This window comes from Natronocalculus amylovorans (assembly GCF_023638035.1).
Classification (GTDB): Archaea; Halobacteriota; Halobacteria; order Halobacteriales; family Haloferacaceae; genus Natronocalculus; species Natronocalculus amylovorans.
On sequence record NZ_JAKRVX010000001.1, the window covers coordinates 554640 to 579138 of the forward strand.

Consider the following 24499-nt stretch of genomic DNA (forward strand, 5'->3'; position numbering starts at 1 on the left):
GCTGTGCAAACTGTGAGATACCCACAAGCTTTTGGGGATACCCCGAACTACTCAGAATCGAATGGAACTCGAATCGATCCCCGGGATTGGATCGAAAACCGCAGACGCACTTGCCGCAGTAGACGATCCGGAAACGATTATTGAGACAGGGGATGTCCTTGCACTCTCTCGCGTCCGTGGCATTTCTGAAGGCCGGGCAGCACTCATTGCGCGTGGAGCAATTAGACGACGGCATGACGACCCGGGTGGATTTCTTGCGACCGATCGGGCAAAATCACTGTACGGTGATGCGCTCTCACTGCTTCAAGAGCGAGCGGTGACGCGCTACGGTAAAAAGCGATTAGAGACCTTCTATCCCAGTGGCGTACAGTCCCGAATTGACGAAGCACAGGCAATCGTTGAGACAGCGATGGAGCGTGAGCCATCGGACGCAGTCCGAGACGCGTTACAGGGTGTAGAGCCGTTAGCCGACCCGACAGGGCTTCGTATCCGCGATCGATGTCTAGCAACGGGTGATGGTGAGCGGTATGCCGAAGCAAAGCGGCGCTATCCGGAGATATCCGTTGAAACAGCGGAGGATGCACGATCGATCGACGAGCTTGCTCGGTCATACTCGACGGTCATCGTCCTTGATGAGCAGTTTGCAGGGCTTGATTGGAGCGGTGATGTGACGGTCGAGCCAGCAGCGCTTGACCAACCCGAACTTGTTGCACCAGAGCGACTCTTAGCATTTTTTGCAGTCAACCGCAGTCGATTGGAAGCCGCAGCAGCAGTACATCGGATCACGGGAATGGAGCCGGCGTGTGATCTCGAAACACTCGCAGATGTGCTTTCTCGAGTACATGATGACGGGACGATCGTCGGAGATGAAGAACTGACGCGATTGAATGTGGCTGTCGATGATCTTGATGCGGCAGTAGGAACCGCAACCACGGTTGCAGACAATCATCTCCGAGATGCGATCAAAAAGCAAGACGTCACAATACAAGGCCAAGATTTCCTCTCCCTAGTCGAACAGGGTGCACGAGTCGATTCGCTGCTTGCACGAGAGCTGTCTGATGAGTATGATGCTGCAATTGAAAAGGCACGCTATGAGTTGGTAACAGCCTTACAGTTGGATGAGGGTGAGGCTGAGTTCGTAGAACAGATCTTTGGCGGCGAACCAACGTTCCCAGTTACCTATCGTGAAGATGCCGTCAGTCGGTTCCGAACAGAATTAACAGCAGAGCGCGATCGTCGGGCGAACAAACTCAAAGCGACGCTTGCAGCGGAACTCGCGACGCTTCAAGAGCCAGTAGAGGAGCTTGTCAGGGCGGCACTTGAGATCGATGTTGAGCAGGCAATTGCAACGTTTGCGCGCGACTATGATTGCGTTCTTCCAACGGTAACAGCGACCGGTGGATTCACAATTGAAGCAGGTAGATCACCACTGCTTGATGTCGAATTTACCAATGTCGAGCCGGTTGATTACAGTGTGTCCGGCGTAACACTCCTTTCTGGCGTTAATTCAGGTGGAAAGACATCGACACTTGATTTGGTCGGCTTGGTTGTGATCTTTGCGCACATGGGGATGCCAGTACCCGCAGCGCGAGCAGAGATCCAACGGTTCAGCGAACTACACTACTACGCAAAATCACAAGGGACACTAGATGCAGGCGCTTTCGAATCAACACTTCGTGACTTTGGCTCGTTGGTTGATGGTGCAGACGGGCGGCTCGTACTTGTTGATGAACTGGAAAGTATTACTGAGCCCGGTGCATCTGCAAAAATAATTGCGGGGATTCTTGAGGCACTCACCGAGACAGATACGACTGCGGTGTTTGTCTCCCACCTTGCGGGGGAGATACAGGATGCAGCAGCAGTATCAATCGCCGTCGATGGAATCCGCGCAAAAGGGCTGGTTGATGGAGAGCTACAGGTCGATCGATCGCCGAAGAAGGATCATTTAGCGCGATCGACACCGGAGCTCATTGTCGAGAAACTTGCTGGAGAGGCGAAGGATAGCAGATTCTATGAATCGTTATTAGAGAAGTTCTAACCATGATTCTGGAGTGAGTTAGGAGATCATGTGTTTGGCTGACGCGGCTAAGACGGGATGGACAGGATTTTAAGCCGGCCGCGGGTAGGATATCCCACTATGGGTAAAAAATCGAAGGCCAAAAAGAAACGTCTGGCAAAACTCGAGCGTCAGAACACGCGTGTCCCAACGTGGGTCATGCTCAAGACCGACATGAAGGTAACACGAAATCCAAAACGGCGTAACTGGCGGCAAAGCGACACTGACGAGTAAGAACAATGAGTACAAGCGACTTCGAAGAACGTGTTGTAACGGTTCCGCTTCGTGACGCAAAAAAGAAGCCAATCCAACAGCGCGCAGACGCAGCAATGAGAATTATCCGCGAACATCTCGCGAAACACTTCTCCGTTGAGGAGGGCGACGTCCGCCTTGATCCATCGATCAACGAGGCAGTTTGGGAACGCGGCCGTCAGAACCCGCCAAGCAAACTCCGTGTCCGTGCGGCACGGTTCGTTGAGGACGGCGAAGCAGTCGTCGAAGCAGAATCTGCATAAATTAAATCGTGTTACGTGCTTCCGTTTCCGGTTCATCGTACGTCGGTGTGTTTGCTCGGACAACCAACGACTGTCTACTCGTCCGGCGGGACATTGATGACGAGGTAATCGAGGAGATGGCCGACGAGCTTTCGGTCGATGCAGTCCCAACAACGATCGGTGGCTCCGGAACAGTCGGGGCGTTAGCCGTCGGTAACGAAAATGGCCTCCTCGTCTCCAGTCGCGTCGCGTCGACCGAGATGGAGACAATCGAGGATGAAACGGGACTTGAGGTGCACGAACTCCCCGGGAGAATCAACGCAGCAGGAAACGTCGTGCTTGCGAATGATTACGGCGCATATGTCCATCCAGACCTGACGCGGGAAGCAGTCCTGACAGTGAAGAATGCACTCGATGTCCCAGTGCTCCGAGGAGATATTGGCGATGTAAAGACGGTTGGAACCGCTGCAGTCGCTACAAACAGCGGTGTGCTATGCCATCCGAAAGCCCGAGAACCAGAGCTTGAGGCTCTTGAAGAGCATCTTGATGTGTACGCCGATCTTGGAACAATCAACTACGGTGGGCCACTGATTGGCTCTGGGTTAGTTGCAAACGACAACGGCTATATTGTTGGCCAAGATACGACAGGCCCTGAGCTTGGTCGGATCGAAGATACACTCGGCTACCTCGAGTAGTCTACCGCTTTTTTGATGGACGTCTACGGATGTGAATAGCTTTCACACCAGCACAGAGTAGGAAGATACTTCCCGCTCTGTACCCCATTTGCCGTACATGAGTCAATTTACAGTCAACGGAAAGTTCCAAGCCCGTGGTGGGTTCCAGGAATTCACGAAAGAGATCGAAGCAGTAAACGAAAACGTTGCAAAAGAGCACGTGCTTTCGCAGATCGGAAGTGAGCACGGTCTCAAACGAACCCAGATCGAAATAACGGGTGTGTCCGCAGCATGATGGGTGGCGGTGGTCAACAGCAGCTTCAACAGTTGTCCCAAGAGCTGCAAGCGATCGACGCCGAAATCGAAGAATTGCAAACAGATATTGAGGGCCTCCGTACCGAGCAGTCGGAGATCGACGAGGCAGTCGAAGCGATCAACACCCTCGAAAGCGGCTCAACCGTGCAGGTGCCGCTTGGCGGTGGCGCATACGTCCGCGCAGAAGTCGATGACATTGACGAGATTGTCGTGAGCCTCGGTGGCGGCTACGCTGCAGAGCAGGCCCAAGGTGGTGCGATCGAAACGCTCCATCGGAAACAGGATGCGCTGGACGATCGGATCGCAGATGTTGAATCCGAGATTGACGAGCTCGAGCAGGAGAGCGCACAGATCGAACAGCAGGCCCAACAGATGCAACAGCAGATGCAGCAACAGCAGATGCAGCAGATGCAACAGCTACAGGAAGACCAGGACGAGTAAACCGTGTTTGACGGACTGAAAGACAAGCTGAACAAGTTCCGGAAGAACGTTGAGGAGACGGCAGAAGAGAAATCTGAAGCCGAAGTCGAAGCCGGATCTGAGACCGAATCTGAACCAAAAACAGAGCCAGCGCTGGAGCCAGAAGCGGATGAACCCGTAGACGCTACGGCAGAACCAGCCACTGAAACTGGAAAGACAGGATCTGGGTCAGAACCGGAGCCAGAGCCAGAGCTGGAACCAGAACCGGCGTCTGAGCCAACGCAGACGGATGCTGAATCCGGCGACAGTGAAGATAGCTCAGGGCCGAGCGCGTTCAAGCGCGCGGCAGCGTTTGCAACTGGGAAGATCATCATCGAGGAAGAGGATCTCGAAGACCCGCTCTGGGAGCTTGAGATGGCACTCATTCAAAGCGACGTTGAGATGAGTGTTGCAGAGGAGATGCTTGAGACAATCCGTGAGAAGATGATCGGCGAGACGCGAAAGCAGGTCGACACAACTGGTGAACTCGTCGAAGAGGCGCTCAAGGATGCCTTGTTGGATGTTATCAGCGTCGGACAGTTCGATTTCGATCAGCGCATTGCAGATGCAGACAAACCGGTGACGATCGTGTTCACTGGTGTCAACGGCGTTGGAAAGACAACAAGTATCGCAAAACTCTCAGAATACCTTGGAAACCAAGGCTACTCAGTCGTGCTTGCAAACGGTGATACCTATCGTGCAGGTGCAAACGAGCAGATCAAATCCCATGCAGATAATCTCGGTCGAAAGCTGATCTCTCACGAACAGGGTGGCGATCCAGCAGCAGTGCTGTATGACGGGGTTAAATATGCTGAATCAAACGATATCGATATCGTCCTTGGTGATACAGCAGGACGGCTTCATACGAGCGACGATCTGATGTCTCAGTTGGCAAAAATCGATCGGGTAGTCGATCCGGATATGACGCTGTTTGTCGATGAGGCGGTTGCGGGACAAGACGCAGTCCAGCGAGCCAAGAAGTTCAATGAGGCAGCCGCGATTGATGGCACAGTACTAACGAAAGCAGATGCAGATTCCTCCGGTGGTGCCGCAATTTCGATCGCATACGTCACTGGAAAACCAATCCTGTTCCTCGGTGTTGGACAAGACTACAATGATATTGAGCGGTTCGACCCAGAGCTCCTAGTCGAGCGCCTCCTTGGCGACGAGTAATCCCGCTGCGATACTTTTTCAGAGCGTATCACGTAGAGTTCGTAGTGACATCTATTCGTGGCCCTGGAGTGTTAGATCCAACCGATCCGCAGTCGCTTGCAGAGCGATCGAATCGGCTCCTTGCGGCAGTTCGAAAGCGCGAAGAGACCGACTGGCTCGTCGACGAGTTGGAAACATACGATCGCGAGACAATTGATGGGCTCACCGATAATCAAGATGCAGCACGAACATTTTGGATCAACATCTACAATGCGTTTGTGCAGCTCGCGCTCCGTGCCGATCGAACGCGATTACATAAAAAGCGGGCATTCTTTGGCGATCAATTCATCACGATCGGCGGTGTTGAGCTAAGTTTAGACGAGATCGAACATGGGATTATCCGGAGTGAGCAGTGGAGCCTTGGGCTCGGCTATCTCGGGTGGCCGTTCTACAGAGATGTTGTTTCGGAGTGGGCACTCGAAACCCGGGACTACAGAATCCACTTTGCGATCAACTGTGGTGCCGTGAGCTGTCCGCCAATCATCGCGTACACGGCGTCTTCGATTGCGGACGAGCTAGACGTCGCAACACGATCGTATCTTGAACAGGAGGTGACGTATGATCCAAAGACAAATGTCGCTCGATTACCACGGCTGTGTCTCTGGTATCGTGGTGACTTCGGTGGCCGATCGGGACTTCAAACAATGCTTGAGCAGTACGATATCGTGCCACCGAACACAACGCCAACGCTCAGATACAACACGTATGATTGGTCAGTGTCACTCAACCAATTTAAAACAAATAATAAGGTAGATGAAACGGGTCGTTAGACGACGTTGACTGCACCTTTCATTCCAAGCGCTTCGTGCGGCGTGCAGAGATAGGTGTATGTGCCTTCGTCATCGAATGTGTGTTCAAAGGTGTGGCCCTCGTCACCAACAAGTTCGCTCTCGAAAGAATCGTCACTGGCAGCAACATTGTGATCGCCACCGTTGCCGGTCCATTCGAAGACGACAGTGGTTCCAGCGTCAATCTCGATCGCTGCAGGGTCGTATAACAGCCCATCATCTCCAGCACCAACAACTACCTCGACAGTGTCCTCTCCAGTGAAATCAAGTGTACCATCATAGTTGTCAACGTCGTCAAACCAGCCATCGTAGTCTGGTTCCTCGTCGACAAGTTCGACGTCCTCTTCACCGTCTCCATTTTCGCTCTCGTCGGCCTCGTCACTGTCACCATTGCCGTTACCGTTGTCGTCAGCATCATCGTCACTAGAGGCACCACGCGGAACGCTCTCTTCGCCGCTTCCAGCTTCACTTGCTGTGCAGCCCGCAAGCGAGAACGTGAGCAATCCTGCACCGGTTAGCTGTAGTACATCTCGTCGATCGAACCGGGATCGGTCAGTCATCAACTGTAGCTATGTCGTCCGCTAATAAATCAGCATATCGAATTCCTATTCGATGAGAGGCCAACGCCCCGGATACCTCGATGGCGGACGAACAAGGCTTTACCAATTCGGCCGCGTAGAAAGACCAAATGGTACTTGACGATCTTGGGAGTTCCCTCCGCGGAACTCTCGACGACCTCCGAGGGAAATCCCGTATCGACAAAGCGGATGTCGACGAGGTCGTTAAACAGATTCAACGATCGCTCTTGCAAGCTGATGTTGATGTAGGCTTGGTGATGGGACTCTCCGACAGCATCAAAGATCGTGCGCTGAATGAAGAACCGGTCGCAGGCACGACCGCACGGGACCAAGTTCTGAAGATTGTCTACGAGGAGATGGTTGGCCTCGTTGGTGACTCAACGGAGATTCCGCTGGAGTCACAGACGATCATGCTTGCAGGATTGCAAGGATCCGGAAAAACGACAACTGCCGCAAAGATCGCATGGTGGTTCTCAAAGAAGGGGCTACGCCCGGCAGTGATCCAGACCGACACCTTCCGTCCTGGCGCATACGATCAGGCAAAGCAGATGTGTGAGCGTGCGGAGGTTGATTTCTACGGCGACCCCGATGGGAATGATCCAGTGGAGATCGCACGGGAGGGACTCGAAGCGACAGCCGATGCAGAGGTTCACATTGTGGACACTGCTGGACGACACGCCTTAGAATCCGATCTCATCGACGAAATTGAGGAGATCGACACTGTCGTTGACCCTGATCTAAGTCTGCTTGTACTGGATGCAGCGATCGGGCAGGGTGCAAAGCAACAGGCCCAAGAGTTCGAAGAGTCGATTGGAGTCGGTGGTGTCATCATCACCAAACTGGACGGAACCGCAAAAGGTGGTGGGGCGCTTACCGCAGTGAACGAGACGGAGTCGTCGATCGCATTCCTCGGAACTGGTGAAACCGTACAGGATATCGAGCGATTCGAGCCAAACGGCTTCATCTCACGGCTGCTTGGAATGGGCGATCTCAAACAGCTCTCTGAGCGTGTAGAGCGAGCCATGGCGGAAACGCAGGCCGAGGATGAAGACTGGGATCCGGAAGATATCATGAAAGGGAGCTTCACGCTCAAAGACATGAAAAAACAGATGGAGGCCATGAACCGAATGGGACCGCTCGATCAGGTCCTCGATATGATCCCTGGATTTGGTGGTGGGATTATGGATCAGCTGCCGGATGACGCCATGGACACCACCCAAGACCGAATGCGCCAGTTCGAGGTCATCATGGACTCGATGACTGACGAAGAGATGGAGAACCCACAATCAGTCACGTCAGCGCAGATTGAGCGGATTGCACGTGGCTCCGGCACTGAGGAAGAAACCGTTCGTGAGCTCTTGAGCCAGCATAAGATGATGGACCAGACGCTCAATCAATTTAAAGGAATGGGCGATGGAGACATGCAGCGGATGATGAAGAAGATGCAAAAAGGCGGTGGCGGCGGTGGTCTTGGCGGAATGGGGCCGTTCGGATAAGCCGCTAAATTGCGTTATTATATGCGGTGACAACGTCAGCGATCGTCTTCCCATCGGCAGGAATTTGTGGGAGTCTCAGTGGTGTCACGCTTGAGACGCCGTCAACAACTGCTGCCCGATCGCTCCATTCCGGGTAGACATTTTTGTAGGTATCCAATTCAGGAAGCCCATCGGGGCCGACCGGTTTTGCAGCCCAATACGTATTCGTAAAATCACCAACGCCATCACCATTAGCCTCAATCGCGGTATCATAGTCTGCAAGCGGCTGTGTCGATCGGAGCGTCGTTTCAGTATCTACACGGGTATTGAGATTCAGCACGTCAACCGTTGAAAAGAGGTCGTGCTCGATCGCTTCTGTGACAATCCGCCTAGTCGCAACTGCGGGTGCACTGTAATCGTTAGTGTTTGGGAAGAAACGCTCGTAATCGTACGCTGAGACTGCGATCGACGGCACGCCAAGAAATGCAGCTTCGACAGCCGCACCAACAGTTCCCGAGTGGCCCATGATATACGAGCCAACGTTTGGACCAACGTTGCAGCCAGAGACAACAACGTCGAGTGCATCCGGATTACAGAGTTCTCGGAGGCCAACGGCGGTGCAGTCTGCAGGCGTTCCGCCGATCGCATACCCGAGTTCATGTTCCTCAATGGTTACCGTTGGTTCGCCGTGTCCAATGCCAGTTCTTGATCGACCGACACCGCTCTGATTGGTTGCCGGTGCGACGGCAGTGACATCAGCAATCGTACTCAGTTCATCATACAATGAGGTAAGTCCGGGGCTGTCGATCCCGTCATCGTTCGTCAAGAGAATACGAAGGTCGCTCATACAGCACTGTTTGTGGGGAGTGTAAAAAGCCGATCGAGAGTATTGTTGACACAGTCTCAGTGGAGAGATACGTCGATCGATCGGGTTCGCGGACCGTCACACTCAACGAACAGGACGGATTGCCAGCGACCAAAATCGAGTGAGCCGTTTGTCACAGGGACAGTGGCGCTCTGAGAAAGCAACATAGTTCGAATATGTGCGTCCGCGTTACCATCCAATTCGTCATGTTCCCAGCCGTCAGCTGGAATAAGCTGTTCAATCGCACGCGTGAGATCCCGGAGCAGCCGATGCTCTGACTCGTTGATGATGAGTGCAGCAGTCGTGTGTCGAACAAAGATCGTACAGAGACCCGTATGCTGCTCGGGGAGCGTATTTTCGACATGATCGGTGACATCAATGACTTCGGTTCGATCGGTTGTTTGGACAGTGAACTGCATACAGAGTGTATGGAGACAACCGTCATAGAAATATGGCCAATAACTGAAGAGATCGATGCGCATATGCAATCAGAATTGTAACAGTATGTGTGCAGACAGCTGTCTTGCTTTCGGAGTTTGCAGGAACCCTCGGTGAGGTATTACTCCGAGTCGTACAGATCTCGATCGTTATTTCGATCGCAGTGTATATTGCAAACACCGCAGTCGCATTCGGGCTTGTTGAAAAGATTGCAGGGCTCTCTCGATTCCTGACCGGGCCAGCAAACCTTCCGGATGAGGTTGGAACTGCAATCTTGACAACGACTGCATCGACGACCGCGGGCTATGCGATGTTAGCCGACCTACGCGAATCGGGGTATTTGGATGACACAGCGACGCTTGTTGCAGTGACGATGAACACGTTCTTTGGATTTGCACAACACGTATTCACGTTCTATATTCCCGTACTGATCCCAATTCTTGGTTGGTACGTCGGGGGATTCTATGTTGCAATGCGTGCAGCGATCGCACTTGCAATCACGATTGTCGGAGTCCTCGCGGGGATGGTACTGCTCTCTTCGCAGAACATCAACCCGGATGTCCAACTCGATCCGGACGCGCTTGATTCGGAAGACCAAACAACAAAAGAACGGTTAGTAGCTGCATGGGAACGAACATACCCGACACTGCGACGATTGGTTCCCCGGCTTGTGGTGGTCTATACCGCAGTGACGCTGCTCATCACCTACATTGATGTGCAGTCGGTGACGGCAGTGGCAGACCCGATCGCCAGTCTTGTTGGGCTCCCAGTAGAGGCAGTCGCCGTCATTGCGGTATATACGTTCGATACGACCGCTGGTGCCGCAACGATCGCACCGATGTTAGATGAGATTTTCACACCAGTACAAGCCGTTGCGACGTTGCTACTCGGTGGGATTGTTTCATTTGCAGTATCGACATTTAAGCGGTCTATTCCGTTTCAGTATGGAATTTGGGGCCCGGAGTTCGGAACAAAAGTGATCATCCTGAATACTGTGTTGAAAATCATCTTTATTGGACTGTCTGTGATACTGTTGCTCTCGCTGTAGGTGGAAGGTTGGCGTTACCGGCTGTTTGGATCGATCGGACGTCCATCCTCTGTTGGTGGCGCAATATGGTCAATAAATGATTCAACGTCCGGTTCACGAACAGTAACAGTAACTGTGATATCTCCAAGTTCATCCGGGTTTCCGACCGCAAAGTTGACGACACCTTTGTAGGCGGCTTGTTTTTTGAGTGAGAATGTGAACCCCGCTTCGTCTGCGTGTTTGAAGAACTCTCGCCGAGCAGTATCAAGGATCTCTTGTTCAAAAAGAACATCGGAGAACGCATCGAGACTATGTGTTTCTGCAACGAGTTTGCCAGGGCGGGACTCAACGGTTGCCTTCGGGAATACATGTTGAATCGCATCCGCGACTCGATCGGTTACCTCTGTATCGTTGACCGGGGTTTCAATCCGGACATCAATGCTGTATATCATTGTGTCTCCGTTTGTTGTTCGAACACATCTGCATCGCCATCAAAAATGGCGTTGATCTGGTCATGGAACGCTTCGAGCGTATTCGTATTCTTGATTGTCAGATCGGCATAGTCGATAACGTCGCCCATCCCCAGTTCGAGTTCCCGCTCGTCGCGTGTTCTGAGCTTTTCGAGGTCGCCATCGGATTCATCGCGGCCACGATCACCAAGCCGTTCTGCACGAACATCGAATGGTGCTTCAATGCTCACGAGAAGAAACCCATCGCCGTACTCGGATTCAAAAGCATCAACCTCAACCATCGATCGCAGCCCATCAACGAGAACGGTATCCGCATCCGAGAGTGCCTTGTTAATCATCGGGATTGATCGTTCAGCAATCGCGGCTGGGCCGTTTTCCTCACGAAGTGTCCGTGCCATCTGTCCGTGATGCTCCGCAGGGTCCAGCCCACGGTCTCGGCACGCCTGTCGAATAACGTCGCCCATTGTGATGACCGGAATCCCCCGATCTTCAGCGACCACCGCAGCCTCACCTTTCCCGCTTCCGGGAAGCCCAACGGTTCCAAGTACTCGCATACCGAGCGGTACTTCGAGGACGAACTTAGATGTGCTGTTGTCTGTGTACGGTATGCACCCGATCGAGACAGTCGGCGTGGTTTTGTCGCTTGAGACTGTGGAGTACAGCATGGGACAACGATCGATTTTCATTCGAGCACTGTGGTTTATTTTTGTTGGCTGGTGGGTCACACCGGTCGTCATCAATGTTGCCTGGGTTCTGAACGTCACGGTGATTTTGCTGCCGATCGGGATCAAACTGATCAATCTTGTACCAACCGTGTTGACGCTTGCTGAGCCACGATCGCTCTCGGATGCGACTGCTGGGCGTGGACAGCGATCGCTCATAGTTCGTGCCCTCTATTTCGTATTCATCGGGTGGTGGCTCAGTTTGCTCTGGGCGAACGTGGCCGCGCTGTTGGCACTGACGATTATTGGGCTGCCGATCGCGATCTGGATGCTCAATCGGCTGCCATTCGTGACCTCGTTATATCGGTTTCACGGGTAACGAAATCCCGTAGTACTGTTGGGCGCAACCAAACCCGAATCGCTTTTAGGTACTGCGTTCGATCGATCGAACGAGGGCACGTAGCTCAGTCTGGACAGAGCGTCGGACTTCTAATCATGACAGCCCCATTGCTGTGATGAGAAGTAATCCGACGGCCGTGGGTTCGAATCCCATCGTGCTCGTACTTGATTCTTGTGAACGGAACACATGATGATCTTAATCTGAGAGCAGTGTGCTTCGATCGTGGTTTCAAATCGGTTCAGAGAACGATACGATAAAAACGAGGTACAAGTACGGTAATCGTAACCACAAGATGATTGAGTGAGTCGCTGTCACAGGACCGGTAGAACGAAACCCTTTAGATGCACAGCGGATTACTCGTGAATGCAGTAAGACGTAATGGGTTCGTGGGGTAGCTTGGTATCCTTCGACGTTTGGGACGTTGTGACCCCAGTTCAAATCTGGGCGAACCCACTCTATTCAAATACAATCCGACAGCCTTTGTCGGTTATTTTTTACAACTCAAGACGGCTGTTCTTAATCAAGTTACAGCTGTGAAGAGGGCGTTTGCTGAGAGTGGTCTCTGTTGGGAGCGATTCTCAATCCACGGACGCTGTAGACGGATGAGCGGACATCCATGCCGATCCAAATTCGATCGTATGCTGACGATCGGTTATAAAATAAAATGTATATGGAATATATTCTGAAAGAACGCCTAATCCTCCCGATTGAGTAAGGGACGGTTGAAATGGACGATCGACGCGGACAAATAAATCGCCGGGTGGTACTCCAAACGATTGGAAGTGTTGGAGTTGCAAGTGTAGCGATCGCTTCAAACGGGCAGGCACAGCAAGAGAATCAAACGACAACACCAACAGACGAGCCATTCGAACCATCACTTCGAGTCAGCTGCTACGATGTCGGTATCGATGCAGCGTCCTATGACGAAGTTGAACTCACGTTTGTCACCGGCGAAACAGTACTGTTTGATGACGGATACACCGGAGAGAATACATTTGGATATGCCGGATATGGGCCGCTCGCTGATGCGCCGGCCGATCGGACGTTCGAAACCTTTCAGGGTGCAATCGAGCAGTTGCTTGTTCGGGAAGGAAACGAGACACGTACCATCTCACAGACGCAACCGTGTGGCGTCCAAGAGTTAGAGTTCAACTGTTCATCAGTAACACGCGAAGGAGATGGTGATGATATTGCACTGTTCTTCATCGATGGCTCTGAGAAGTTGTGGGATCCACCAGTGAATGCAGGACAGGAACTGTTTGGCTCACCTGGACGGGCGATCGATCGCATCCAGTTTGGTGGTGAGGATCTCACGGTGGAGGCCCCGGATCCAAACTGTACACCAACTGAGGAGCCGGCTGTGATTTTTGATGGAGATCAAGTCACAATTACTGCCGAAGAGTTTGCTGGCACATCGGAGTTCGATAGCGCAGTAGTTCGGTTTACAGATGGTGTCGAACAGGAGTTTAGCGATGCGACTGGTTATACTGCGCCACAGACGTTCAGTGCTGACGAGACAAATGCAGGCAAAGCAATCGATCGCCTCGAAATTGTCCAAGGGGGTAGTGATGTACTCATGAATTTTGTTAATCCTGATCCACAGCCGCCCGAGACACCTACTGAGACTGAAACGGAGACCGAGACTGAAACTGAAACGCCCACTGACACAGAGCCCCCAGCAGAAACAGAGACCGAGACCGAAACTGAAACACCACAACCAACTGACGAGCCGGCTGAGACAACAGAGACAGAGACGGGGACGGGGACGGAACCAACCACGCCAACTGAAACACCGGCCGTAACCGAGGAGGCTGGTGCAGCAGCCGGTGGAGGCGACGATCGGACGTGGCTTGGATTACTTGCAGCAGCACTCGCCGCAACAGCCGGTGCCGCCGCAGCATTGTGGTGGGGGTTGCGTGGCGATGACGGGGAGGCTGGTGTAGTAAATGATGCAGGTGAAGGACAACCACCGACCACAGGCGCAGGGCCAGAGGCTGCAGTAAATGAAAACGGGAGCGCAGCGCAGGAGACAACACCCACCGACAGCAGACCGCGAGAGCGATTACCGAACGGTGAAGTCGATCCCCTCGCGGACTCGAATCCATCACGGAGGCCTGATGAGGATTCGCTAAGTCGATCGGGCTAAAATCTACGCTCGGTCAGTATGGGCACACACCGAGCATGAGATTCATACGTGATGACCCCTTACAGTATTCTCAATGGCTCAGGCGGGTAATCAGGAACTTACCGAGCGGTTCATTCAGTTCTATCGGGGGTACTACAGAGAGGCGATCGGCAAACTCGCTCAGCGCTACCCAAATGAACAGCGCTCGCTCTATATCGACTATGACGATCTATATCGCTTCGATCGAGACCTTGCGGAAGACTACAAAACGAAACCGGATCAGCTACAAGAGTATGCTGAGGAAGGGCTTCGTTTGTTCGACCTCCCGGCGGATGTGAAGCTTGGAAATGCACATGTACGAATCAAGAATCTACCGGAGACGATCGATATCCGGAGTATCCGGGTTCACGATGACCATATTGGCAAACTGATCGCCGTACAGGGAATCGTACGAAAAGCAACCGATGTCCGTCCGAAGGTCACTGATGCTGCATTTGAATGCCAGCGCTGTGGAACGATGACATATATTCCACAGACAGATGGTGGATTCCAAGAACCACATGAGTGTCAAGGCTGTGAGCGGCAGGGGCCGTTCAGGATCAATTTTGATCAGTCGGAGTTCATCGATGCTCAAAAGGTCCGTGTCCAAGAGAGCCCAGAAGGATTGCGCGGTGGTGAAACCCCACAGAGCATCGACATCAATGTTGAAGATGATATTACAGGAAAAGTAACGCCTGGAGACCACGTGACGATCGTCGGCATTCTCCATATCGAGCAGATGTCAAATGGCCAAGAAAAGTCTGCACTCTTTGATCTGTATATGGATGGCGTCTCGATCAAGATCGAGGACGAAGAGTTCGAAGACATGGATATATCTGAGGAAGATGTCCGAGAGATTGTGGAACTCTCATCCGACCCAGGGATTTACGAGAAGATGGTTGGATCGGTTGCGCCATCGATCTACGGCTATGACGAGGAGAAGCTCGCGATGATCTTGCAGCTCTTCTCAGGCGTTACAAAGAACCTCCCGGATGGGTCGCGGATCCGTGGCGATCTACATATGCTGCTTATTGGTGATCCCGGAACAGGTAAAAGTCAGATGCTCTCATACATCCAGAATATTGCGCCTCGATCGGTGTACACATCCGGGAAAGGTAGCAGCTCGGCAGGTCTCACTGCTGCAGCTGTTCGCGACGACTTCGGAGATGGTCAACAGTGGACATTAGAGGCTGGTGCGCTCGTGTTGGCTGATAAAGGAATTGCTGCCGTCGACGAGCTAGATAAAATGAGACCGGAGGATCGATCGGCAATGCACGAAGCGCTCGAACAGCAGCGGATCAGTGTGAGCAAAGCCGGAATCAATGCAACACTCAAGTCTCGCTGTTCATTGCTCGGCGCTGCAAACCCAAAATATGGTCGCTTCGATCGCTACGAACCGATTGGCGAGCAGATCGACCTTGAGCCTGCGTTGATTTCTCGATTCGACCTTATTTTCACCGTCACCGACCAGCCGGATCCGGAGCACGATGGAAAGCTGGCCGACCATATTCTCAAAACAAACTATGCAGGAGAGCTCAACACCCAACGAGAGCGGTTAACAACGTCCGAGTTCACGCAACAGGAGGTTGATTCGGTTACCGAAGAGGTGGCCCCAGAGATCGACGCTGAGCTCCTCAGAAAGTATATCGCCCACTCAAAACGGAGCTGCTTCCCAACAATGACTGATGAGGCAAAGCAGGCAATTCGGGATTTCTATGTCGATCTTCGAGCGAAAGGCGCAGATGAGGATGCACCCGTTCCAGTGACAGCCCGTAAGCTCGAAGGACTGGTCCGGCTTTCGGAAGCAAGCGCTCGAATCAGACTCTCCGATACGGTTGAATCAGAAGATGCTGATCGGGTAATCGAGATTGTCAGATCATGTCTGCAAGATATTGGTGTCGATCCAGAGACGGGTGAGTTCGATGCGGATGTTGTTGAAACCGGGACATCAAAAACACAGCGCGATCGAAAGATGAGCATTAACGGACTGATCGAAGAGATCGCCAAAGAGTACGAAAACGGCGCACCGTATGAGGAGGTTCTCGATCGGGCAGCAGAGATTGGGATTGATGGCTCAAAAGCTGAAAAAGAAATTGAGAGCCTCAAACGGCGCGGTGAGGTGTACGAGCCAAATCAAGGCTACCTCCGGACGACGTAACAAAAACTGGGATTATATATTACGTTCGTTGATTCGATCGACAACAGCGGTTGCCAGACGGTCGAACGTAGCCTCGGTTGGTACAATATCGACGTCTATGTCAAGAGCAGCAGCGGTCTCTGCAGTTGGTGGGCCAATTGCCCCGACAACCGCATGATCAAGCCCAGCAAGCGCCTCGTCTTTGATTCCACGTTCAACAGCAGCCTCAATAAAGTGCTCAACAGTCAGGGACGAAGTAAATGCGGCGCCATCAAGTTCGTTTGTTGCAGCAAGTTCAACCGATCGGCCAGCGGATGCAGGTCGGGTGAGCCGATAGAGGATCGTCTCATGCACAAGTGCACCTGCATCCGAAAGCCCATCCGTGAGGACTGGACTCCCGTGATCGCTTCGCGCAACCTCAACTGTCTGCCCGGAAACACGATCGACAAGCAGTGAGACAAGCCCGCGTGAGGTGTATGTATCCGGGACAAGATCGACAGCCCAACCGGCTGCTTCGCATGCGGCTGCGGTTTTCGGACCGATACAACAGAGCGTTTCGGTTGTCGGCCCCCATCCAGCCGCAGAGACAAGTTCGACACCAGTCTTGCTTGTCAAGATGACAAACTCAGCACCGGATTCTGGAACTGCGTCCGTTGGTTCGATTTCGAGCATTGGATCGGGGACGGCAGTGGCACCAATCGACTCAAGCGTCTCGATCGCGGATTCGATGCGCTCATCATTTGGGCGAAATACCGCAACACGTGGACGATCGCTCATGTATCCTCCGGGAGGGAGGTGTTCTCCAAAAAGGAGAGCACGCGATCGCGAGTTGCTGCAACATCACCAATGACGGTAATTGCAGGCGGTTCGATCTCGTGTTCATCTCGAACGGAGACGATCGTTGAGAGCGTTCCGGTCACAGTGCGCATAGTTGGCCATGTTGCACGTTCAACGAGTGCAACTGGTGTCTCTGGACTCATTCCCGCATCAAGCAGCGCTTGCGTATAGAGCGGAAGCTTCCCAACACCCATCAATACGACGAGTGTACCACCGGTATCTGCAAGCGCTTGCCAGTCGATCGCAGATTCGTCTTTTGTTGGGTCCTCGTGTCCAGTGACAAACGAGACGCTTGAAACGTGGTCTCGGTGTGTAACTGGAATCCCCGCAACACCAGGGCCAGCGATTGCAGACGTGATTCCCGGAACAACCTCGAACGGAATCTCATTCGCAGCGAGGTGTTCCATTTCCTCGCCACCGCGGCCGAACACAAACGGATCGCCGCCTTTCAGCCTGACAACCGTTTTTCCTTCCAGCGCGAGGGTAACAAGTCGATTGTTTGTATACTCTTGTGGCGTCCACTCGCCACCAGCTCGTTTTCCAACATCTTCACGTTTATGTTCGGGAATCAACGAGAGAATTTCTGGGCCAGGGAGTTTGTCGTGGAGGACAACGTCAGCAGTCTCAAGCAGCCGCGTTGCTTTCACTGTGAGGAGGTCTGGGTCGCCAGGGCCACTCCCAACGAGATACACTTTGCCGATTGTCTCTGCTGTTTCGTTACTCATCGGTTTCAGTAGCCGTCTGTTTGGCCTCCTCAATCAAGGTTGCTGCGCCTTGTTCGCGAAGGTCATGTGCGAACGATTCCGCTTCTCTTGCATGGTCACGAACGGGGATATCGCGGGTTGATTTAACCTCTTCACTGCCATCACTAGCAAGCACGCGAACATGTGTTTTGACGTGGCTGCCCTGAAGAATTGCATGGACCCCGATCGGCGCAATGCAGCCACCGCCGAGCGTCTCAAGCACCGTTCGCTCAACTGTCGTCTCAATTCGGGTTTGTGGGTGATCAACCGCAGTTTTGATCGTGTCGATCACATCCGAGTCCGTTGCGGTAACCGCGATCGCGCCCTGTCCCGGAGCGGGGACAAACTCGCGGCGATCGAGTCGCGTGGTTGCAAGCTGGTCAAGCAAACCGATTCGTTTCAGCCCTGCTTCAGCAAGGACGATCGCATCGAACGCTGTATCGACGTTTCGCCCAAGCGCCTCACGTTCGAGCTCTGAAAGCGTCTCAAACCACTCATCTGCGGTCTGGTCAAACGCATCATCGCTGTCACTTTCCATCCGAGCCTCGTGCTCGCGTTGAAGCGTTGGTGCAAGGAGCTTTTGAACACGTGTATCGACATTACCGCGGATCGGGACAACTTCGAGATCGGGTCGGTTTGCGTTCAACTGCGCAGTTCGACGGAGTGAGGATGTGCCAACGACTGCGTTTGGAGGAAGTTGATGGAGTTCATCCCCCTCTGGGGTAACAAGAACATCACCAGCAGGTGCACGCTCTGGAACGCCTGCGACAACAAGGGCGTCGGGCATTTCGGTTGGCATATCTTTCATCGAATGAACGGCAGCCTCGACGTCGCCTGCAAGCACTTTCTCATCAAGCGATCGGACAAATGCACCTGTTTTTCCAAGTCGGTGAATAAGTTCGTCTCGGATCTCATCACCGCGTGTCGAAACTTCTGTGAGCGTCACTGTCCGTCGTCGAGATTCGAGCGACGACTGCACAAGTGATGCCTGTCGACGGGCTAGGTCAGAGCCACGCGTCGCCAAGCGAAATGTCGTGTCTGTAGTCATACCTGTGTTTCAGCGGTGGGGAGTGAAAAGGTCACCAGTTCCGGCTTCGATCGTGAACGGCTCTCGTGGGGCATGATGTCGGCACTATGGAACGCCGAGTTCACGATGTCGAATGATGAGATAGGAGATGGCGACGATTGGTTGGAGAATCGCAATAAAGAGACTCAGAAATGCGATACCAAAATAGAGCCCAGGATTTGGTTTCCACTGCGGATCAGTCGCTCGAATGTAGCGTGTATCTTCGTACAGTGCAACCGGAAAGAGCCCGTACGCGATCGCGCCAGCAAGCCCAAGTCCTGCGACAATGAACGCAGGCACGGCTAACACAGCACCAATAGCTGTGAGTACGATCCCGAAGAGGTATGCGAAGACAGCAACAGCAATCACGATCCACCACCACGGCTCACCCGGTACGCACTGGGTGAATGTATGACGACGGTAGAGATAAAAGATACCTACAAGCGGTGCTGAAAGGATTGCAAATCCAGCATAGAGCCATGGGTTTGGTTTCCATGCACGACGTACACCACTTTCACGTGCTGCACGAGACACTGCACGTGCATCCAGGAAGATGCAAACTGGAATGCCAACCGAGAGCACCAGATAGCCAACAGAGGTGAACAGTAAGAGTGCATCAGAAATAATTGGCGCACCCAGCTGTTGGAGCACACCGATGATACCGACACCAATGAGTGGTGGTATTAAAAACAGGAGCCGTTCAAGCGCCCAACGCCACCGCTCTGTGTGTAGTGCGTCGCCATCTGACGACGCGGTCACCATCTACAATGCCTCTTTGTATGCTTCGAGCGTTTGTTCTATATCCGCTTTCGTGTGTGCATAGGAGACAAACTGTGACTCAAACTGATTTGCGGTGAGGAAGATACCCCTGTCTTTCATTTCATGCCAGAAGATACGCTCCCACCGATCGGTTTCCGCGCGTGAGACATCCGCACCGGTTTTTGGGCAGTGAGCAAATCGTGAACAGTCAGAGTTCTGTTGACAGCCGCCGCTGCAGTGACCATCCGGGTCAGGAGCGCCATCTCGTGTAAAGATCGTTTTGAACATACTATCAGTGCCAACAACGGTGTATGTTGGTGCTTGATCAGCAACAATCTCTGAGAGGCCGGTTCGAAGCTGAGAGCCAAGGTCATTGATATGGCTGTAAACGTTGTTTTCCGCGGCATACTCAAGGTATGACAGCCCTGCAGCCATTGTCACGGGATGCCCGGAAAACGTCCCTGATTGGAATACCGGTCCCGCAGGCGTGAACTGTTCAATGATCTCCGATCGCCCACCGATCGCACCAACCGGGAAGCCGCCACCGATGATTTTTCCGAACGTGGTTACGTCAGGTGTCACTCCAAACCTCGACTGTGCACACCCAAGTCCACCAACACGGAAGCCAGTGATAACCTCGTCAAAGATGAGCAGTGAGCCATGGTCATCACACAGCGATCGAAGCGTCTCATGATAGCCATCGACAGGCATCACAATTCCCATGTTCGCAAGGATTGGCTCAACAAGGACACCCGCAATGTCTGAGCCGTGTTCGGAGAATACCTGCTCGATCGCCTCGGTATCGTTGAATGGAACTGGAATCGTATGTTGTGCGAAACTCTCAGGAATGCCAGCAGTGCTTGGCTTCGGATGTTCCGCAGAGCCTTCAACGAGCGTTGATTCCTGCGCACCATGGTAGCCACCCTGCATAATGACGATCTTGTCACGACCTGTGTAGCCACGAGCAAGTCGGACTGCAGAAACAGTTGCTTCAGTACCAGAGTTCACAAACCGGATCATCTCAACGCTTGGAACGTGTCGAGAGACAAACTCCGCATGTTCGACTTCAATCTCGGTTGGTGCACCGTACATCGGCCCCGCAGATGCATGTGATTGGATTGCCGCTTGGATCTCTTCAGGGACGGAGTGTCCGTACAGAAGCGGGCCATATCCCATGACATAGTCGAGATATCGGTTCCCATCAGCGTCGATGACGTGTGCGCCATCGCCACGTTGAATAAAGAACGGATACGGCTTGGTTGCTCGAACCGAAGAGTTGACACCACCTGCAAGCACTGAGAGTGCTCGGTCGTACAGTGCGCGTGAGCGATCGTGGTTCATACACCCAAATTCGATCGGGGGTGAGAAAATCGTTCTGGAGATCGGTTGTGTTGCCACTCAAATAGCGATACACAACAGAAGTAATCGCAGCCCCTGTGCGTCATTTTGGGGCTGCGTGTGGAAGTGGATCGTCGTAGCTGATTCACACAATGTAAGTCACTAACGGACGCGCGTCAGGAAGCGATACGGTTGGGCAGTGTCGATCCGGCGGTGCTCACCGGAACGGATCGACGGGCAGCGGATGTGGGAGGTACCCGATCGTATTAGACTGCCTCCACGCCGGTTTTTCCTGTGCGGACTTGTGTTGCGTTGGTTACTGGGAGGACGAAAATTTTGCCATCTCCCGGCTCACCGGTATTTGCTGCATCACGGATTGCTGAAACAACATCCTCAGCAGGGACATCTGCAACAACACACTCAATCTTTACTTTTTGGTGGAGATCGACCGTGTACTCCTCGCCACGCCAGCTGCCTTTCTTTGCAGGCTGGCTTCCACGTCCGGAGACGTTTGTGACGGTCAGTGATGGTGCACCAGCTTCCGCGAGCGCCTTTTTAATAGCACCGAGTTTTTCTGGGCGGACAATTGCGGTGATCATATTGATTTTACCGCTTGCAGGAACATCGTCGCCACCATCGGTACGGATATTGTGTTCGGTAAGGCCGGAGCCATCAGTGGCAATGCGGTTGCCGCCGAACTCTGGGTAGGTTTCGACACCGTGTTCTGCAATGTCGAGCCCATCTTGTTCGTGCTCTGGTGTCACACGTGCTTGACCGATCGCTTTGAGTCCGCCCCAAATTATGGCTGTTGCGAGGACTGTCCAGATCGTAATCACTGCAACACCGACAATCTGTGGGACAAATGCGCTTGCTTCGATCGAAAGGAATCCACCAGCGATAACACCGCCGCCGAGTTCTGTTCCGTTAATCGACCAGAGCGGATAGAGGATGAGTCCAAGCATTCCTGCACTACCGTGCACTGGGAAGACAGCACAGACGTCATCGATTTTGAGACGTTTTTCAACAAAACGGAAGACGATCGGTAGCTGTGCGCCAGCAATGAATCCGATCGCGATTGCACCCATCGGGGTGATGAGATCTGTTGGCCCCGTAACACCGACAAGCCCGGCGAGCATTCCGTTTGCGACGTAGAGCGTGTCAACCTTGCTGTTGAGGTAGAGCGAAACGGTTGCTGCACCGAGTGCCCCGAGCCCCATACCGAGTGCGGTTACCATTGCAACACTACCGACGTAGCTGAAGTCTGCAAGTTCGAACGTACCGGCGTCAATAACTGTTGCAGCGGTTCCAACGTTGAATCCGAACCAACCGAAACAGAGAATAAGTGTCCCGAGCACGGCGAATGTCATCGAGTGGCCAGGGATGACATTTGCTGAACCATCGTCATTGTATTTGTCGATGCGTGAGCCGATGATCCATGCGGCTGTGAGACCGGCAATACCACCGACACCGTGGACGACCATTCCGCCTGCGAAGTCAGCGAATCCGAGACTTTCAAGGATTGGTGTACCGCCTGGTGCATACCAAACCATTGCTGCGACAACCGGGTAAATAACGGCTGCAAGCAAGAACGTGTATGCGACGTATGCACGAAGCTTTGCACGGCCTGCAACCGCACCGGAAACGATCGTTGCAGCAGTCATTGCGAACACTGCACTGAAGAGCCACATGACCCAGTCAAACGAACTCTCACCGAACATGGTAAGTGGTGTTGCTTCACCACCGCCAAGCAACGAACCGACGTTGTTTGACACACCCATTCCGATTACGAAGAACACTGCAATCCCGACTGCCCACGTGAGCATGTTCTTTGTCAACTGGTTTGCGACGTTCTTCGATCGAACCTGTCCTGCTTCAAGCATCGCGAAGCCAGCGTGCATGAAGAAAATTAAGAAGGTGACAGTCAACGCCCACATCAGGTTCATCCCTGTTGCGATCTGTTCAAGATCGCCAACAGTTACTTCGAGTACGGTGAGATCGATCATGATCTATCACCCATAAAACTGTAATTTCCACTAGTAAGTAATAATTCTTCACAACGTTTGTGGACTATTCCACGAACTCGCTTTTGGATTGTCTTTGAAGTCACGGTTGAACTGTGTGCAACATTCCCATATAAATGTTAGAGTTGAGATAGGTGAATTATGACCTCAAATATATTACAAAGTCAAAATATTAGGATGTACTAATGTAATATAAGGTTATAATTCAACGTGTCATTGGACAAATATTGCGAGGAAAGTTAACAGATGTATTATCAGATTTCAGTTACTTTTGGTTGATTAGCGCTTCGCGCGGACAATATTGCCAGTACATGCGCGAGAGGGCGTTTCCACTCAGATATTTTCGTTTCGGCACGGCTGAAAATATTCGAATAGTCAGAAAACAATACAAAAGCAGTACGAAGAACCCAGTTATTCCGGTTTGAGACCTTCGCCTTTCACTCGCATGATCCCCTCGCCGTCTGCGAGATTTGGTGCGTCAACAAGGCGAACAATCCGTTTGTTTCCTTTCGACTTTCGGAGATACATTCGGAATGTGGACGTATGTCCAAGGATATTTCCACCGATCGGTTGGGTCGGATCACCGAAGTATGAGTCAGGGTTGGACGCAACCTGGTTCGTAACAAGAATTGACGTGTTGTACAGATCGCCGATCCGCATGAGGTCGTGAAGGTGTTTGTTCAGTTTCTGCTGTCGTTCTGCAAGCTGTCCACGGCCAACGTACTCTGCGCGGAAGTGTGCAGTAAGGGAGTCAACACAAACCATTCGAACTGGCCATTCTGTCTCCTCTTGTTTCCCTGCGATCTCTTTTGCTTTCTCTACGAGCAGGATCTGGTGGTTGGAGTTGAACGCTTTTGCGACGTGGATCTGATCAAGGAATGCATTGACGAGCTCTTCCATTGCAGCCTCGTCACCAGGGGAGCCGTCAATCTCTCGATCGTCCATGGTCGCTTGGATTACATCATCTTCGAGCCCGCGGACCATGTCGTCGATCCGTTCTGGTCGGAACGTATCTTCCGAATCAATGAAAATACACGAACCGCGAAGGCCGCCCTGCTCCGGTGGGAGTTGGACGTTTACTGCCATCTGATGGGTGACCTGCGATTTACCGGCACCGAACTCACCGTACACTTCGGTGATTGATTGTGTCTCGATTCCGCCACCAAGCATCTCGTCAATCTCTGGAATCTGCCATGAGAGTTTACCGATCTGCTCACGGCGCTCAAGCACAGTTGCCCCGGTTTCGAAGCCACCGATATCGGCAGTTTTCCGAGCAGCATTGATGATATCTGATGCAGTACTATTTCCGATATCTGCTCGGTTGGAGAGTTCGCCCGGACTCGCAACTGCAATACTTTGGTAGCTTTCGTAGCCGTTTTCTACAAGTTTATCAGCGGTTGCGGGACCAACACCTGGTAGGGATTCAAGATCGTCTTCTGGCATAGTTTGTCCTTGTTCGCCTCCATACATAAACCATCGTTTACCGTAGAGTGAAAGTGAAACTACAACCAAAGCGATCGC

The 24499-nt window shown here is 52.6% G+C and carries 25 protein-coding genes and 2 tRNA genes; 14 read left to right on the top strand and 13 right to left on the bottom strand.

What is annotated here, in order from left to right; all coding sequences use genetic code 11:
- The first annotated feature begins 61 nt into the window (after positions 1–61).
- The 8 genes from AArcSt2_RS02920 to AArcSt2_RS02955 all read left to right on the top strand — a co-directional run bounded on the left by AArcSt2_RS02920 (position 62) and on the right by AArcSt2_RS02955 (position 5980).
- The gene (locus AArcSt2_RS02920) at positions 62–2038 is read left to right on the top strand and encodes a MutS-related protein (RefSeq protein ID WP_174652593.1); all 1977 of its coding nucleotides are present in this window, start codon (positions 62–64) and stop codon (positions 2036–2038) included.
- A gap of 99 nt (positions 2039–2137) precedes the next feature.
- Positions 2138–2290, top strand: coding sequence for a 50S ribosomal protein L39e (locus AArcSt2_RS02925; RefSeq protein WP_174652592.1), 153 nt, complete (start codon positions 2138–2140; stop codon positions 2288–2290).
- A 5-nt stretch (positions 2291–2295) separates the two neighbouring features.
- The gene (locus AArcSt2_RS02930; RefSeq protein WP_174652591.1) at positions 2296–2571 is read left to right on the top strand and encodes a 50S ribosomal protein L31e; all 276 of its coding nucleotides are present in this window, start codon (positions 2296–2298) and stop codon (positions 2569–2571) included.
- Positions 2572–2579: 8 nt separating this feature from the next.
- Complete coding sequence (locus AArcSt2_RS02935; RefSeq protein WP_250582807.1) at positions 2580–3245, top strand: translation initiation factor IF-6; 666 nt, start codon at positions 2580–2582, stop codon at positions 3243–3245.
- A gap of 97 nt (positions 3246–3342) precedes the next feature.
- Entirely contained in the window at positions 3343–3519 is a 177-nt protein-coding gene (gene rpl18a, locus AArcSt2_RS02940) for a 50S ribosomal protein L18Ae (protein WP_174652589.1), read from the top strand.
- Positions 3519–3980: a prefoldin subunit alpha gene (gene pfdA, locus AArcSt2_RS02945; RefSeq protein WP_174654521.1), complete on the top strand. Its 462-nt coding sequence runs from the start codon at positions 3519–3521 to the stop codon at positions 3978–3980. The genes rpl18a and pfdA overlap by 1 nt, the downstream gene beginning before the upstream one ends.
- Before the next feature lie 3 nt (positions 3981–3983).
- A complete protein-coding gene (ftsY, locus tag AArcSt2_RS02950; RefSeq protein WP_250582809.1) occupies positions 3984–5171 on the top strand; it encodes a signal recognition particle-docking protein FtsY in 1188 nt (395 codons plus the stop codon).
- A 44-nt stretch (positions 5172–5215) separates the two neighbouring features.
- Positions 5216–5980, top strand: coding sequence for a DUF547 domain-containing protein (locus AArcSt2_RS02955; RefSeq protein ID WP_250582811.1), 765 nt, complete (start codon positions 5216–5218; stop codon positions 5978–5980).
- Here AArcSt2_RS02955 and AArcSt2_RS02960 read toward each other — a convergent pair.
- Positions 5977–6558: a halocyanin domain-containing protein gene (locus tag AArcSt2_RS02960; protein ID WP_250582813.1), complete on the bottom strand. Its 582-nt coding sequence runs from the start codon at positions 6556–6558 to the stop codon at positions 5977–5979. The genes AArcSt2_RS02955 and AArcSt2_RS02960 overlap by 4 nt on opposite strands.
- A gap of 128 nt (positions 6559–6686) precedes the next feature.
- Between AArcSt2_RS02960 and AArcSt2_RS02965 the strand changes: the two genes are divergently transcribed.
- Positions 6687–8072, top strand: a complete 1386-nt coding sequence (locus tag AArcSt2_RS02965) for a signal recognition particle protein Srp54 (protein WP_174652585.1) — start codon at positions 6687–6689, stop codon at positions 8070–8072.
- A gap of 4 nt (positions 8073–8076) precedes the next feature.
- Here AArcSt2_RS02965 and surE read toward each other — a convergent pair whose 3' ends face one another.
- Both surE and AArcSt2_RS02975 read right to left on the bottom strand, forming a co-directional pair.
- A complete protein-coding gene (surE, locus tag AArcSt2_RS02970; protein WP_250582815.1) occupies positions 8077–8898 on the bottom strand; it encodes a 5'/3'-nucleotidase SurE in 822 nt (273 codons plus the stop codon).
- Between the two features lie 56 nt (positions 8899–8954).
- Positions 8955–9335 carry a secondary thiamine-phosphate synthase enzyme YjbQ gene (locus tag AArcSt2_RS02975; RefSeq protein WP_174652579.1) on the bottom strand — a complete coding sequence of 127 codons (381 nt, stop codon included), beginning with the start codon at positions 9333–9335 and terminating at the stop codon, positions 8955–8957.
- An 89-nt stretch (positions 9336–9424) separates the two neighbouring features.
- On the opposite strand from AArcSt2_RS02975, the gene AArcSt2_RS02980 reads away from it, so the two are divergent.
- A complete protein-coding gene (locus tag AArcSt2_RS02980; RefSeq protein WP_250582817.1) occupies positions 9425–10402 on the top strand; it encodes a nucleoside recognition protein in 978 nt (325 codons plus the stop codon).
- 14 nt (positions 10403–10416) lie between these two features.
- Here AArcSt2_RS02980 and AArcSt2_RS02985 read toward each other — a convergent pair whose 3' ends face one another.
- The gene (locus AArcSt2_RS02985; protein WP_174652578.1) at positions 10417–10833 is read right to left on the bottom strand and encodes an RNA-binding domain-containing protein; all 417 of its coding nucleotides are present in this window, start codon (positions 10831–10833) and stop codon (positions 10417–10419) included.
- Complete coding sequence (locus AArcSt2_RS02990) at positions 10830–11405, bottom strand: AAA family ATPase (protein ID WP_174652577.1); 576 nt, start codon at positions 11403–11405, stop codon at positions 10830–10832. Before AArcSt2_RS02990 ends, AArcSt2_RS02985 begins: the two co-directional genes overlap by 4 nt.
- 109 nt (positions 11406–11514) lie before the next feature.
- Between AArcSt2_RS02990 and AArcSt2_RS02995 the strand changes: the two genes are divergently transcribed.
- The 3 genes from AArcSt2_RS02995 to AArcSt2_RS03005 all read left to right on the top strand — a co-directional run bounded on the left by AArcSt2_RS02995 (position 11515) and on the right by AArcSt2_RS03005 (position 12366).
- Positions 11515–11892, top strand: coding sequence for a YccF domain-containing protein (locus tag AArcSt2_RS02995; protein WP_250583142.1), 378 nt, complete (start codon positions 11515–11517; stop codon positions 11890–11892).
- A 74-nt stretch (positions 11893–11966) separates the two neighbouring features.
- A tRNA-Arg gene (locus AArcSt2_RS03000) sits at positions 11967–12074 on the top strand.
- 219 nt (positions 12075–12293) lie between these two features.
- Positions 12294–12366, top strand: a tRNA-Pro gene (locus AArcSt2_RS03005).
- A 1029-nt stretch (positions 12367–13395) separates the two neighbouring features.
- On the opposite strand, the gene AArcSt2_RS16780 is transcribed toward AArcSt2_RS03005, so the two are convergent.
- Positions 13396–13953 carry an MspA family porin gene (locus AArcSt2_RS16780; protein WP_425493644.1) on the bottom strand — a complete coding sequence of 186 codons (558 nt, stop codon included), beginning with the start codon at positions 13951–13953 and terminating at the stop codon, positions 13396–13398.
- 179 nt (positions 13954–14132) lie between these two features.
- Between AArcSt2_RS16780 and AArcSt2_RS03015 the strand changes: the two genes are divergently transcribed.
- The gene (locus tag AArcSt2_RS03015; protein ID WP_250582821.1) at positions 14133–16235 is read left to right on the top strand and encodes a minichromosome maintenance protein MCM; all 2103 of its coding nucleotides are present in this window, start codon (positions 14133–14135) and stop codon (positions 16233–16235) included.
- 12 nt (positions 16236–16247) lie between these two features.
- On the opposite strand, the gene AArcSt2_RS03020 is transcribed toward AArcSt2_RS03015, so the two are convergent.
- The 7 genes from AArcSt2_RS03020 to radA form a co-directional block, all read right to left on the bottom strand.
- Positions 16248–16991, bottom strand: a complete 744-nt coding sequence (locus AArcSt2_RS03020; protein WP_250582823.1) for a uroporphyrinogen-III synthase — start codon at positions 16989–16991, stop codon at positions 16248–16250.
- On the bottom strand, positions 16988–17776 hold the full coding sequence (gene cobA / locus AArcSt2_RS03025; protein WP_174652574.1) for a uroporphyrinogen-III C-methyltransferase: 789 nt from the start codon (positions 17774–17776) through the stop codon (positions 16988–16990). The genes AArcSt2_RS03020 and cobA overlap by 4 nt, the downstream gene beginning before the upstream one ends.
- Positions 17769–18818: a hydroxymethylbilane synthase gene (gene hemC / locus AArcSt2_RS03030; protein WP_174654514.1), complete on the bottom strand. Its 1050-nt coding sequence runs from the start codon at positions 18816–18818 to the stop codon at positions 17769–17771. The genes cobA and hemC overlap by 8 nt, the downstream gene beginning before the upstream one ends.
- 108 nt (positions 18819–18926) lie before the next feature.
- Positions 18927–19622, bottom strand: a complete 696-nt coding sequence (locus AArcSt2_RS03035; RefSeq protein ID WP_250582825.1) for a hypothetical protein — start codon at positions 19620–19622, stop codon at positions 18927–18929.
- Entirely contained in the window at positions 19623–20960 is a 1338-nt protein-coding gene (gene hemL, locus AArcSt2_RS03040) for a glutamate-1-semialdehyde 2,1-aminomutase (RefSeq protein WP_250582827.1), read from the bottom strand.
- 263 nt (positions 20961–21223) lie between these two features.
- Complete coding sequence (locus AArcSt2_RS03045) at positions 21224–22960, bottom strand: ammonium transporter (protein ID WP_250582829.1); 1737 nt, start codon at positions 22958–22960, stop codon at positions 21224–21226.
- Positions 22961–23389: 429 nt separating this feature from the next.
- Positions 23390–24421, bottom strand: a complete 1032-nt coding sequence (radA, locus tag AArcSt2_RS03050) for a DNA repair and recombination protein RadA (RefSeq protein ID WP_174652570.1) — start codon at positions 24419–24421, stop codon at positions 23390–23392.
- Between the last annotated feature and the right edge of the window lie 78 nt (positions 24422–24499).

Coding starts and splice junctions, on each gene's coding strand:
- AArcSt2_RS02920 (WP_174652593.1), top strand. CDS start 62: ATGGAACTCGAATCGATCCCCGGGATTGGATCGAAAACCGCAGACGCA.
- AArcSt2_RS02925 (WP_174652592.1), top strand. CDS start 2,138: ATGGGTAAAAAATCGAAGGCCAAAAAGAAACGTCTGGCAAAACTCGAG.
- AArcSt2_RS02930 (WP_174652591.1), top strand. CDS start 2,296: ATGAGTACAAGCGACTTCGAAGAACGTGTTGTAACGGTTCCGCTTCGT.
- rpl18a (WP_174652589.1), top strand. CDS start 3,343: ATGAGTCAATTTACAGTCAACGGAAAGTTCCAAGCCCGTGGTGGGTTC.
- pfdA (WP_174654521.1), top strand. CDS start 3,519: ATGGGTGGCGGTGGTCAACAGCAGCTTCAACAGTTGTCCCAAGAGCTG.
- AArcSt2_RS02960 (WP_250582813.1), bottom strand. CDS start 6,558: ATGACTGACCGATCCCGGTTCGATCGACGAGATGTACTACAGCTAACC.
- AArcSt2_RS02965 (WP_174652585.1), top strand. CDS start 6,687: ATGGTACTTGACGATCTTGGGAGTTCCCTCCGCGGAACTCTCGACGAC.
- surE (WP_250582815.1), bottom strand. CDS start 8,898: ATGAGCGACCTTCGTATTCTCTTGACGAACGATGACGGGATCGACAGC.
- AArcSt2_RS02975 (WP_174652579.1), bottom strand. CDS start 9,335: ATGCAGTTCACTGTCCAAACAACCGATCGAACCGAAGTCATTGATGTC.
- AArcSt2_RS02985 (WP_174652578.1), bottom strand. CDS start 10,833: ATGATATACAGCATTGATGTCCGGATTGAAACCCCGGTCAACGATACA.
- AArcSt2_RS02990 (WP_174652577.1), bottom strand. CDS start 11,405: ATGCGAGTACTTGGAACCGTTGGGCTTCCCGGAAGCGGGAAAGGTGAG.
- AArcSt2_RS02995 (WP_250583142.1), top strand. CDS start 11,515: ATGGGACAACGATCGATTTTCATTCGAGCACTGTGGTTTATTTTTGTT.
- AArcSt2_RS03015 (WP_250582821.1), top strand. CDS start 14,133: ATGGCTCAGGCGGGTAATCAGGAACTTACCGAGCGGTTCATTCAGTTC.
- AArcSt2_RS03020 (WP_250582823.1), bottom strand. CDS start 16,991: ATGAGCGATCGTCCACGTGTTGCGGTATTTCGCCCAAATGATGAGCGC.
- cobA (WP_174652574.1), bottom strand. CDS start 17,776: ATGAGTAACGAAACAGCAGAGACAATCGGCAAAGTGTATCTCGTTGGG.
- AArcSt2_RS03035 (WP_250582825.1), bottom strand. CDS start 19,622: ATGGTGACCGCGTCGTCAGATGGCGACGCACTACACACAGAGCGGTGG.
- hemL (WP_250582827.1), bottom strand. CDS start 20,960: ATGAACCACGATCGCTCACGCGCACTGTACGACCGAGCACTCTCAGTG.
- AArcSt2_RS03045 (WP_250582829.1), bottom strand. CDS start 22,960: ATGATCGATCTCACCGTACTCGAAGTAACTGTTGGCGATCTTGAACAG.
- radA (WP_174652570.1), bottom strand. CDS start 24,421: ATGCCAGAAGACGATCTTGAATCCCTACCAGGTGTTGGTCCCGCAACC.